The sequence below is a fragment of the Paenibacillus lentus genome (assembly GCF_003931855.1).
In the GTDB taxonomy this organism is placed as follows: Bacteria; Bacillota; Bacilli; order Paenibacillales; family Paenibacillaceae; genus Fontibacillus; species Fontibacillus lentus.
In genome coordinates this window covers 5051615-5064000 of record NZ_CP034248.1, presented here as the reverse complement: position 1 = coordinate 5064000, position 12386 = coordinate 5051615, and the positions used below count along the sequence as shown (strand labels likewise).

General features: G+C 47.9%; 11 protein-coding genes. 10 read left to right on the top strand and 1 reads right to left on the bottom strand.

The window, feature by feature from the left end:
- Window positions 1–30 precede the first annotated feature (30 nt).
- The 8 genes from EIM92_RS22785 (at window position 31) to EIM92_RS24430 (ending at window position 9293) form a co-directional block, all read left to right on the top strand.
- Complete coding sequence (locus tag EIM92_RS22785; protein ID WP_125084808.1) at window positions 31–636, top strand: hypothetical protein; 606 nt, start codon at window positions 31–33, stop codon at window positions 634–636.
- A 12-nt stretch (window positions 637–648) separates the two neighbouring features.
- Window positions 649–1665: a glycosyltransferase family 2 protein gene (locus EIM92_RS22780; RefSeq protein WP_125084807.1), complete on the top strand. Its 1017-nt coding sequence runs from the start codon at window positions 649–651 to the stop codon at window positions 1663–1665.
- Window positions 1666–1868: 203 nt separating this feature from the next.
- On the top strand, window positions 1869–4307 hold the full coding sequence (locus EIM92_RS22775) for a beta-glucosidase family protein (RefSeq protein ID WP_125085326.1): 2439 nt from the start codon (window positions 1869–1871) through the stop codon (window positions 4305–4307).
- 317 nt (window positions 4308–4624) lie between these two features.
- Window positions 4625–5890 (top strand): GGDEF domain-containing protein, encoded by a 1266-nt coding sequence (locus EIM92_RS22770; protein ID WP_164515194.1) that lies wholly within the window; start codon window positions 4625–4627, stop codon window positions 5888–5890.
- A 15-nt stretch (window positions 5891–5905) separates the two neighbouring features.
- Window positions 5906–6637, top strand: a complete 732-nt coding sequence (locus EIM92_RS22765) for an alpha/beta hydrolase (protein WP_125084805.1) — start codon at window positions 5906–5908, stop codon at window positions 6635–6637.
- A gap of 24 nt (window positions 6638–6661) precedes the next feature.
- Window positions 6662–7444 (top strand): nucleotidyltransferase domain-containing protein, encoded by a 783-nt coding sequence (locus EIM92_RS22760; protein ID WP_125084804.1) that lies wholly within the window; start codon window positions 6662–6664, stop codon window positions 7442–7444.
- A gap of 122 nt (window positions 7445–7566) precedes the next feature.
- Window positions 7567–8793 (top strand): RtcB family protein, encoded by a 1227-nt coding sequence (locus EIM92_RS22755; RefSeq protein WP_125084803.1) that lies wholly within the window; start codon window positions 7567–7569, stop codon window positions 8791–8793.
- A gap of 266 nt (window positions 8794–9059) precedes the next feature.
- Window positions 9060–9293, top strand: coding sequence for a group II intron maturase-specific domain-containing protein (locus EIM92_RS24430; RefSeq protein ID WP_246021469.1), 234 nt, complete (start codon window positions 9060–9062; stop codon window positions 9291–9293).
- Between the two features lie 141 nt (window positions 9294–9434).
- On the opposite strand, the gene EIM92_RS22745 is transcribed toward EIM92_RS24430, so the two are convergent.
- Window positions 9435–10019, bottom strand: coding sequence for a GNAT family N-acetyltransferase (locus EIM92_RS22745; RefSeq protein WP_125084802.1), 585 nt, complete (start codon window positions 10017–10019; stop codon window positions 9435–9437).
- A gap of 117 nt (window positions 10020–10136) precedes the next feature.
- On the opposite strand from EIM92_RS22745, the gene EIM92_RS24555 reads away from it, so the two are divergent.
- Both EIM92_RS24555 and EIM92_RS22740 read left to right on the top strand, forming a co-directional pair.
- A complete protein-coding gene (locus EIM92_RS24555; protein WP_281279645.1) occupies window positions 10137–10265 on the top strand; it encodes a hypothetical protein in 129 nt (42 codons plus the stop codon).
- A gap of 74 nt (window positions 10266–10339) precedes the next feature.
- Window positions 10340–12295, top strand: a complete 1956-nt coding sequence (locus tag EIM92_RS22740) for an elongation factor G (protein ID WP_125084801.1) — start codon at window positions 10340–10342, stop codon at window positions 12293–12295.
- Window positions 12296–12386 lie beyond the last annotated feature (91 nt).

Sequence of the window (12386 nt, the reverse complement as noted above, 5' to 3'; positions counted from 1 at the left end):
GATTGACATGAGCGATAGAGGAGTGGGAAAATGAGTTCTAATAAAAATGTGGCTGGCCTGTTGGGCATCTGGAATAGATATAAGGAAAAACATCCTAATATTGCGCAATTTCTAGTATTCTTTATATTGAGTAATGGAATCACAGTGCTGCAGCTTGTGTTAATGCCAGCTTTTAAGAGTTTGTTTGCAAAGACAGCTCTAGTCAATACTAGTTTTCAAATTTTACAGTTCGGACACAACTTTGATGGGAGCCCTTATTATGTATTTGACTATGCGGCGGGCGCACTATCATCCGGTGGCGGGGGAGGGCTGGCCTATTTCCTTGCGGTGCAAATTACTCTCGCTATCGCACAGATTATTAACTTCTTCGCTCAACGAAGCATTACGTTTAAATCGAACAGCAACATTTGGCAGGCGGCCTTCTGGTATGTTGTAGCTTACATCGTCATCACGATTGGAGCAGCCGCAGCCCAGGGCTTCTATAAAGCCCCCATTTATAATCTGTTCATGAATACCTGGGGCATGGGTTCCGTCGGGGAAACAACGGCAGATGTCATCACAATGATCATCAACAGCGCGATTTCCTTTTGGGTGTTCTTTCCGATCTTTAAAATTATTTTCAAACAAAAATCATAGGGTAGTGTTAGCATGAAATTATTAACTGTAGTGATCCCCTGTTACAATTCACAAGATTATATGAGGTATTGTATCGAATCTCTCTTGCCTGGGGGAGATGATGTGGAACTGCTAATCGTCAATGACGGCTCGTCTGATCGCACGGCAAACATTGCCGACGAGTATGCAAGGCGGTATCCAACTATCGTCAAAGCCATCCATCAAGACAACGGTGGACACGGAGAGGCTGTCAATGCCGGGATTCGCAACGCAACGGGACTGTATTTGAAGGTTGTGGACAGCGATGATTGGGTAGATGTTCGCGCCTACTTGAAAATAGTGCATACCTTGCGGGATTTGCGAAGTGAAGACAAAGCTGTGGACATGGTCATTAGCAATTTTGTCTATGAAAAGGAAGAAGTCAGCTACAGAAAAATCATGAAGTATAATCATGTACTGCCGGAAGGAAAAATATTTTCCTGGGACGAGGTCAAGCCGTTTCGTAAAGGTCAGTACCTGTTGATGCACTCCTTGATATATCGGACGCAGTTGCTGAAGGACTGCGGACTGGAGCTGCCGAAGCATACTTTTTATGTTGATAATTTATTTGTCTATGTGCCGCTGGTGCATGTGAAGAAGATGATCTATGTTAATGTTGATTTTTACAGGTATTTTATTGGCCGGGAAGATCAATCGGTTCAGGAAAGCATTATGATCAAGAGGATTGATCAGCAGCTAAAAGTCAACAAACTAATGATTGAGCAGGTGGGGATGGACAGCATCCCCCATCCTAATCTTCGCCGTTATATGCTCGGTCATCTTGAGATTGTCACTGTAGTGTCGGCGATTCTTTTAATTCGCTCGGGGACGGCTGAGAATCTGAAGAAGAAGAAAGAGCTGTGGAAGTTTATTAAAGACACGGATAATAAGCTGTATCGAGAGCTCAAATACGGATTCATGGGCAGATTAATTCATTTGCCGGGAAGAGTCGGCCGACTGATTTCGGTGGGAGCCTACAAGATTACCCAAAGATTAGTCGGATTTAATTAATATAAAAGCAGGAGCCTAAAATAGGCGTCCTGCTTTTTAAAATAGACGAAAATATGAGTATAGGAGTCTGCCGCTTCTTTATATCGCAATTTCTTATAGCATTTGGTGTGCTGTAGAATGTACTTATATAATATAGTAGAATATTTTAAGATATCGGTGCCATCTTTGAACATACCGTCTAATAAATATAAGAGGTCTAAATGATGAAATATAAAGAACTAATTGCGCAAATGACGTTGGAAGAGAAGGCTTCATTAATGTCAGGCAAAGACTTCTGGCAGACTCAGGACATTGAGCGGCTGGGCATTCAAAGTATATTCCTTGCTGATGGACCGCATGGTATCCGAAAACAGGCCGTCGCGGCAGACAAGCTTGGCCTTAATGCCGGGGTTCCCGCAACCTGCTATCCTACGGCAGCGACGGTAGCCAATAGCTGGAATGTTGAGCTGGGGGAAAAAGTAGGAGAGTATCTGGGGGAAGAGGCAATTTCCCAGAAGGTTAATGTTCTGCTTGGTCCTGGCGTCAATATGAAGCGAAATCCTTTGTGCGGAAGAAACTTCGAGTACTTTAGCGAGGATCCCTATCTAGCCGGCAAAATGGCCGCCAGTTATATTAAAGGCATTCAGTCGCAGGGAATTTCCGCCTGCGTCAAACATTTTGCCGTAAACAATCAAGAAGAGAGACGGATGTCGATAGACACCATTGTCGACGAAAGGGCGCTTAGGGAAATTTATTTGACCGCCTTCGAAATTGCAGTCAAGGAAGGCCGGACGAAATCGATCATGTCATCCTACAATAAAATCAACGGTACATATGCGAATGAGAACATACATTTAATGCAGGATATTTTGCGCAAGGAATGGGGGTATCAGGGCGTCGTCGTCACGGATTGGGGCGGAAGCAACGACCGTGTGGCTGGACTATTGGCCGGCAATGAGCTGGAGATGCCGACGACGTCCGGGGAAACCGATCAAGAAATCGTAGAAGCCGTTCGCACCGGAGAAGTTCCAGAGGAAGTCCTGGACAAATGCGTGGATCGGCTTCTTGATCTAATTATTACAACGGAGTCGGTCTATAAGCGGCCCCGGTTGGATTTTAATGTAGAGCAGCATCATCGGGTGTCGCAGAAGGTGGCGGAGGAGTCTATCGTATTGCTCAAGAATGAGGGCGGCATCCTGCCGCTCAAATTCGGCAAAAAGGTGGCTGTCATCGGTGACTTTGCCAAGGATGCGCGCTATCAAGGGGCAGGGTCATCGATCGTTAATCCAACGATTCTGGATCATACCCTGGATTGCTTTGAGGAATCGGGGATTGTCAGCATTGGCTTCGAGTCTGGCTTTGAGCGTTATGGCAGGAAGAATCTGCGAAAAATTGCCAAAGCATGCGCGCTTGCCGAGAAGGCCGACGTCGTGCTGCTGTACCTCGGGCTGGATGAAGTTACTGAGGCTGACGGACTTGATCGCCGAAGTATGCAGATTCCGGAGAACCAGATTGATTTGCTCCATGCTTTGCATAAGGTAAATCCGAATATTATCGCCATCCTCTCCTGCGGCTCTGCAGTGGAGATGCCTTGGATCGGCAAAGTGAGGGGGCTGCTGCACGGCTATCTGGGTGGCCAGGCTGGAGCAAGAGCTATCCTTCGTGTATTGTCCGGCGATGTAAACCCTTCGGGAAAGCTGGCCGAGACGTACCCGCTCCGTTATGAGGATACTCCCTCGTATCGCCATTTTCCCGGTAACGAATTGACGGTCGAATACCGGGAGAGCATCTTTATTGGGTATCGTTATTATGATACGGCGGATATTGATGTGCTGTTTCCATTTGGGTACGGGCTTAGCTATACTACCTTTGATTATTCGGATATTAAGGTTGGTCAAATGGGGGTAACCTTCAAATTAACCAACTCGGGCGATCGGGCGGGCATGGAAGTCGCACAGCTGTACGTTGGCTGCAAGTCTAGCGATATATTCAGACCGCGGAAAGAACTGAAAGGCTTTGTCAAGGTATTTATCAATGCTGGCGAATCGAAGATGGTGACGATTCCTTTTGATGACAAGACTTTTCGTTATTTCAACGTCAAGACCAATCAGTGGGAAGTTGAAGAAGCGCAATATACGATTATGATCGGAGCCTCCAGCGCGGATATCCGATTGACCGGTTACCTTCAAGTGATGGGAACGGGGGCCCCCCTTCCCTACGAGAAGGAGAAGCTTCCCTCCTATTACTTGGGCCGGGTTAACGACGTCGGCGTTGATGAATTTGAGAATTTGATCGGACATAAGGTGCCAGTTGCTACCTGGGATAGATCCAAGCCGCTTGGTTATAACGATACGATCGAGCAATGCCAGTATGCGAAGGGAGCCGTGGCCAGGCTGGCCTACCACTTGATTGTGTTCGCCTATTGGTTCTTGAGAAAAATCGGCAAGCGGAGCACCGCGAATCTGATTATGATGTCTGTCTACCATACACCGTTTAGGGGAATTGCCAGAATGACGGGCGGCGTGGTAAACATGGCTATGGTAGATGGTCTTTTAATGATGGCCAACGGCCGTTTCTTTAAGGGCTTGAGCCATTTTATGAAAGAGAGAAGCCGCAAAGTAAAGGCTGATAAGCTGCGCCAACAGAACAAGGGGCTGGCGTGAAGTTAAAAAAGAAGCCGTTAACTAGCGGCTTCTTTTTTTAAAGATTTACTTTAGTGGCTTTTCTTTATATTCTTCAACCCAGTAGTCGTAGTACTCGTTTACTCGTTCTCCCATTTCGAACCGTCATAATATTCAACCTCCTGCACAATAGCGTGTATCGCCTTTGCTTTTTCTCCGTTGGAATAGATGTCCCAGCCAAATTTCCTCCATAGATTGAAAACTTCACTAGCCCAAGCTTTGCATAACAAGAATTCCTGATTTCGATGAATCCCTGTTAAGTTGGGACATTACTTTTGCCGATAATGAAGAAGAAGCAAATGCAAAACATCATGAAGGGAATTATGGACTTGAAGACTACTGTTAGAGCCATTGTTAAACTTGTACTTCCATTTGTTCTAATTGCTGCAGCCTATTTTTTGTATCAGGAAACGAATACGATGGCAGAGGCGCAGCTCGAAATAATTCGGATTCTTCCCTATGTCACTTTCGCGATAGGGGCCATCATCTCTTGGAAATTTAATCGGAGCAGGGAATTCTTTATTTTAATTCTACTCGCTCTCAGCTTGGCGTCCATGGAATATTTGCCGGACCTATTAAAGACAAGGGCATCCATTCCGACGACAACTGCCGACATTTATACGATCATATCTGTGCTGATTCCGCTAAATATCGGTTTGTTCTCTCTATTTAAGGAACGAGGGGTATTAAGTGTATGGGGATTGCTGCGAATAGGGATTATCCTCTCTCAAGTCTTGATATCCATGTGGCTGCTGCGGCCTGAGCAAAGGGAGCTTCTCTCTCTCCTAAAAAAAGATGTGCTGCCAGTCAGCCTGGTTCCATTGACTTCGGTAATCCAAGTGTCTGTCGGACTTTTCCTGATTGCTTTAATTCTACTGATCATTAGGCAGGTTAAATATAAGAGCTCTCAGGATATTTCATTTATTGCCGTGCTGTGTGCTCTGCTCTATGTGCTGCATAAGAATGCTGATTCTATGCAGTATTCTGTGTTTTTTGCCGTATCCGGCATTGTTCTAATGACTTCGATTATTCAGGATTCGTATTCGATGGCCTTTACGGATGAGCTTACGGGTTTGCCGTCGCGGCGGGCTTTGAAGCAGGATATGATGAAGCTGGGTATGAACTATGTCATCGCTATGCTGGATATTGATCACTTTAAGAAGTTTAATGATACCTATGGGCATGACACAGGTGACGAGGCGCTGAAGCTGGTGGCCTCGGTCATCAAGGATGTGACGGGCGGAGGGAAATCCTACCGCTATGGCGGTGAGGAGTTCACCATCCTCTTTCCGGGGAAAAGCGTCCAAGATGCTTTGCCGCATTTGGAGCAGCTGAGGGAGCAAATCTCTAAAAGACCCTTCACGCTGCGCAATCGCAAAGGAAAGGGCCGAAGCAAATCTCGGCGTAAAACTCGAAATAGAACTGGAAAGCAAATACACATAACGGTTAGCATCGGTTTGGCTCAAAAAAGCGAGAAGCACAAAAAGCCGGATGCCGTGATGAAATCTGCGGATACGGCACTTTACCGCGCCAAGAAGAAGGGCCGGAACTGCGTAAGTAAATAATGAAGGAGATCATCGATGAAACTGAAAAAGAGAAAAATCCTCAAAATTGCAGCCATCAGTGTCCCCGCATTGTTACTCCTTGTCATAGGCGCATTTTACATGTATACACTGGACTACTACCGGGCGGATGAGGCCGCGGTGCAAGCCATTGCCAGCCAAGAGAACAGTGTCGACAGCCTGGAAAAAATGTGGGTGTTCTATCCCGAGCAGGGGCAGTCCAGCGATAGCGCACTGATCTTCTACCCCGGCGGCAAGGTGGAGGCGGCGGCTTATGCCCCGCTGTTAAAACAGCTGTCGCAGCAAGGCATTACCTGTGTTTTGTTAAAAATGCCTTTCAACTTGGCTGTTTTCGATATGAATGCTGCAGATAGAGTATTTGAGCAGCTTCCGCTTTCCGAGGTGAAGCACTGGTATATCGGCGGACATTCCCTCGGCGGCGCAATGGCGAGCAGCTATGCCAGCAAACATGTGGACAAGTTAGAAGGGATGATTCTCCTTGGCGCTTATTCCGTCGGTGCAACCGAGCTTCCCACGCTCGCCATTTATGGCAGCGAAGATATGATCATGGATTCGGCCAAGCTGGATAACACCCCAAATCAGCATGTGATCGAGGGAGGAAACCACGCCTACTTCGGCAACTACGGGGAGCAGAAGGGGGACGGGCTGGCGACGATCACGCGGGAAGAGCAGCAGCGGCAAACAGTGGAGGAAATAATAGATTTTATTTTGGATGAAGAGAAGAAGTGAATTGTGGAGAGAGGAGTGCGACGCATGACTGTACAGCGACAGCAAATCTTGGCGCAGTTGCGGCAAATCGAGCAAGAGGAGCAGGTGAAGATTATTTATGCCTGCGAGTCAGGGAGCCGGGCGTGGGGCTTTCCTTCAAAGGACAGCGATTATGATGTAAGATTCATATATGTCAGACCGATAGAATGGTATTTATCAATTTTTGAAAAAAGAGATGTCATTGAGCGCCCGATCAACAATTTGCTTGACATTAACGGTTGGGATTTGAAGAAAGCATTAAACCTGTTCCGCAAATCCAATCCACCTTTGCTGGAGTGGCTGCAATCGCCCATCGTTTACATGGAGGATTATTCGGCGGCAGAGCAAATCCGCGGATTCTCATCGCTAACCTTCTCGCCTAAAGCTTGCATGTATCACTATTTGCACATGGCCGAGGGTAATTATCGTGAGTATTTGCAGCGAGAACAGGTGAAGATCAAGAAGTATTTCTATGTGCTTCGGCCAGTATTGGCCTGCGAGTGGATCGAGAAGTATGGTACGATGCCGCCGATCGAGTTCACAACGCTTACGGATCAGCTATTGCCGGCAGAGAGCGAGGTGAAGGCAGCCATCGACAGTCTGCTAGTACGAAAAAAAGCTGGTGATGAAATGGACTTTGAGCCGAGAATCGGTCCGATCAACACCTATTTGGATGAGAAAATTCAGTATTATAAGCAAGCCGCTAAGAGGATGCCTACCTCTACTGACGGACAGGATCGTCAGCTCGACGAGCTATTCCGGTCGCTGTTAAAGGAAGCTTGGGGATAAGGGCAGCAGGAAGCATCACATAGCATAGCATTACGGAGATATGGCAACATAGAGTTATCAATCACGAAATCATCAAAGAATAGAAAGAGATCGTGGAATTATGGAATAGAGGAGAGAGCAGTATGGCTTATCAAAATATCGATGGTGTGCGTGTCTGGGGGAGGCCGGATGAAGGGGCGGTAGCTCAAGCGAAAATGTGTGCAAGGACAGGCAATGTCGTTCAGTCCCTGTTGATGGCGGATCATCATAAAGGTTATAGCCAGCCGATTGGCGGCGTCGTTGTGTATGACGGGCAAATATCACCTTCCGGCGTAGGGTATGATATCGCCTGCGGAAATAAGGCGGTGCGCACGAACCTGTATGCAAAGGATATTCGGTTGGGACTCGGGAAGATCATGGATGATATCGCGAGAAAAATATCGTTTGGGGTAGGGCGGATTAACAATGAAAGAGTGGATCACGAATTGTTCGATGATCCAGATTGGGCAGTATATCAGGCCTTCGGTCAGCAGGAGCATGACAAGTTGAAGGCATTAGCCCGCAGTCAGCTCGGCACCGTAGGCAGTGGTAACCATTATGTCGATTTGTTCGAGGAGCCGGCAACGGGACGGCTGTGGGTCGGCAATCACTTCGGGAGCCGCGGCTTTGGCCATAAGACAGCTAGCGGATTTATGAACCTTGCGGCGGGCAGACGCTTTGCGGATAAGGCGCCGGGCGAATCGATGGATCAGCCGCCTTTATTGCTGGACTTGAACAGCGAGGTCGGCGATATGTATTATCGGGCAATGAGGCTCGCTGGGCGCTACGCCTACGCAGGACGGGACTATGTCATGCAGGAGGTATTGTCCATTCTCGGAGCGGAAGCGGATTTCGAGGTGCATAACCATCATAACTATGCCTGGAAGGAAACACATGAGGGGAAGGAAGTCGTTGTCGTTCGCAAAGGGGCAACGCCGTCTGCACCGGATCAGCTTGGCTTTATCGGCGGGAGCATGGGCGACATTTCTGTCATTGTCCGGGGGAAGGATACGGAGGAGAATCGGGATGCCTATTACAGTACAGTGCATGGCGCAGGCCGCATTATGAGTCGGACTCAGGCAGCAGGCAAAATGAACTGGAAGACGCGCACTCGCAGTGGCGGTCAGATTACGCCGAAACAGATGATGGATGCCGTTCGGGAGTTTGGCGTGGAGCTGCGGGGCGCTGGTACAGATGAGAGTCCGTTCGTTTACCGCAAGCTGCAGGAGGTTTTAGATGCGCACAGCGAGACGCTCGAGGTGCTGCATGTGCTCAAGCCGATTGGCGTATGTATGGCGGGAGCGGATGAATTTGACCCATATAAAGATTAGCAGCAGAAATGCAGAGCGATGTTCGTGGTAGGATTTGAAGGAGGGGCTGATGCCCCTCCTTTTGTTTAAGGTGTGCCCAGAGGCACGCATCATCTAGTTGGTGAAAGTCCAGGGAAAGAAGGTTTTGAATTTTTAGGCATGCACCATCGTAAAACGAAGGCGGAAACGTCAACGAATAAGGTGTATTATACGACACAACAGTGGCTGACGAAGAAAGGGAAGAACGCATTCGTGAGGTAGTAAAAGAAAGACTTGCACCGCCAAGAATGCGTTCACTGTCCTTTACAGACCATATTGCACGGCTAAATCCGAAGATCGTAGGATGGAGGAATTACTACTACACCAACTACAGTCAACGGAAACTCGCCAAACTGGATGGGTACATTTTGCAACGCTTTACACGTTGGTACGCCAAGAAAAGGCAAAAACGAAGATGGATGAGCTCATTCCATGAAGTGAAGTTTCAAACAAAACAAAGTGGATTAAAAACGCTACTGTAATCTGCATGCGCATGAAAGAAGAACATCGGAAAGCCGTATGAGGGAAAACCTCACGTACGGTTTGATGAGGAGGGGCTGAAATAAAACTCAGCCCTTTACTCTAGTCAACAATGCGTTTGCCTGCACCTCTGACGAAGAAATTTAAAACTCTATACCGCGGACTTTAGAGAAAACCTTCGTGCTCCTTAAAGTGCCATCCGTGCCGCTGGCGTCATTCCGCAGAATGCCTTCCAATGTAAAGCCCAGACGCTGCGCCACTTTGGCGCTTTGCGTGTTGCGTTCATCGCACCGGATTTCGATGCGATTGGCTTGCAGCTCATGGATAGCGTAGTCTGTAATTGCATCTGCGGCCTCAGTGATCAAGCCCTGCTTGCTGAAGGAAGTGCGAACCCAGTATCCGATTTCGAATTTGCGAGCTTCCCAGTCGATGCGGTGAAGGCCGCTGCAGCCGACGAGCTGGCCGGATTTTTTGAGGATAAGCAGCAGCATGAGATCCGTCCGTTCCATAAATTTCAGGTGGGCGCGCCGGACGACGCTTTCTGAATCTACGAGCGCAGGTATTTCCTGTGCCCAGGGCATCCAGGGGCGTAATTGATCGAAGCTCTCTTTAACAGCTTCGTTTAACGCGTCGCCGTCTCCCTGTTTGGGAGCCCGGATTATCAATCGCTCGCTCTCGAAATAATCAGGGATGTCTAGCAAGAGTGGATTCGTTTTGTTCATGTTCATAGGACGCCTCCCCGAGGAAATTTTTCCAGTAAACATAGCATAGACGAGTAACAAAAACAAGATGTGATATTCTACTATTAAGAAGATTTATGGCAAGGTGTTGGGAGGGAGAAAGCGATGAGAAGATATGTAGACGAAACAGGGTTATTCGCGGATTTTAATTTTAAATTAGTGGTCATTGATGCCTTGCTAGATAAAGCACCAAGCTTTGAAGAAGAGCTTGAAGCTATGAAGAAAGCCTTTTAGAGCCTATGAGAGAGCAAGGAATTCGAATATCATAAAATGATTAGAGTATCGAATGCTTGAAGAGAGGATCTACAATGAACAAGACGATTGGAATACTAGCGCATGTTGACGCCGGGAAAACGACGTTTTCGGAGCAACTGCTTTACTATACGAACAGCATTAAACAGCGGGGCAGGGTCGATCATAAGGATGCCTTTTTGGACAGCCATGAGATCGAACGGCAGCGGGGAATCACGGTGTTTACAGATCAAGGGATGTTCAGCTATGGCGATTCCCGTTATTATCTCATCGATACGCCGGGTCATGCCGACTTTTCTCCTGAGATGGAGCGGGGGATACAGGCGATGGATTATGCGGTGGTTATTATTAGCGCCGTTGAGGGGATCGAAGGGCAGACGGAGCTTGTATGGGAGCTTCTGCGCAAGCATGGCATCCCCTGCTTCTTTTTTATCAACAAAATTGATCGGGTAGGGGCGAACGTTCAGCAGGTAGTGCAGGAGATTCGTAGTACATTTGCCGTGGATGTATGCGACATAACGGATAACTTGAACGAGGACGGCTTTATGGGCGAGGAATTGGCAGAGTTTCTGGCTGAGCGGGATGAAGCTCTCCTGGAGCGGTACATGGATGCAGGATATGACAGGGATTTTTGGCTTGCTGCGATGCGGCGCTTGCTGCGGGATAATGCCGTGTATCCTTATGCGTGCGGCTCGGCGTTGCAAGGGACCGGGATCGAAAGCTTTTTGCGGAAGCTGGACATGTTGACGGTAACTGATTATTCCAGTGAGGGGCCATTTGCCGGCCGGGTCTACCGGATTCGCCATGATGAGCAGGGGACGAGAATCACATTCATTAAAGCTTTGAGCGGAACGCTAAAGGTGAGAGATACCCTCCAGTATGGTGATACGGAGAACCCGATGAGCGAGAAAATTACCCAAATTCGCATGTACAATGGCCGGGAGTTTAAAGCTGTCGAACGGATTGAGGCCGGTGAGCTATTTGCCGTTACAGGTCTATCTATGGCTGCGGTCGGTGATGGATTAGGTAATTTAAAAGAAAAAGCCGTCTACGAGATGGTGCCGACCTTGAAGTCGAAGGTGATGCTGGAGCCGTCCGTGAATAAGAAAGAGGCTTTGCAATACTTCAAAATATTGAATGCTGAGGATCCTTCCTTAAATGTGCTTTGGGAAGAGAGCCTACAGGAAATCCATATTCACGTCATGGGAAGAATTCAGCTTGAGGTATTGGAACTCCTTATGAAGGAGCGGTTTAACTTAACTGTATCGTTCGAGAATCCGGAAATTCTATATAAGGAAACGATCGAGGCGGAGACGGTCGGTTATGGCCATTTTGAACCATTGAAGCATTATGCCGAGGTGCATCTTCGCCTACGGCCGGGCGAGCGGAACAGCGGAGTTCAATTTGATAATGTCTGCCATGCCGATGACTTGTCCTTCGGGAATCAGAACCTCGTTCGCCATCATCTGTATGAACGGGATCATCATGGCTTGTTAACGGGCTCGCCGCTAACAGATGTCGTCGTAACTTTATTGACGGGAAGGGCGCATAATAAGCACACGTCCGGCGGTGACTTCAGAGAAGCGACTTATCGCGCGTTGAGGCAAGGATTGGAAAAGGCAAAGAATGTGCTGTTGGAGCCTTACTATCAATTCAAAATCAAAGTTGAGCTTGATCAGCTCGGCCGAGTTATTTCTGATGTTCAGCAAGCTCACGGAACTTATGATGCTCCTTGTACGGAAGGGGACAAAGCGATTTTGACAGGAAAAGTACCGGTTGCCACCTTTATGGATTACGGCAGCGAATTAGCCTCCTTTACGCAAGGAAGAGGTACGCTGAGCCTCACATTCGCCGGCTATGATCGATGTCATAACGAGCAAGAGGTCATTGCACGAATCGGCTACAATAAGGATGCTGACCCGGAATACACTTCCTCCTCGATATTTTGCGCCAAAGGACAAGGCTATACAGTACCCTGGGATGAAGCAGAAAAGCTAATGCATTGCTTGTGAAGAGAAAGGCAGAAGCGATGGGATTTGCGGCAGTGTTGATGATCGTTCAACCCCTTCTCGTGGAAGAGTGGTATAATGATATGAAGTAGTA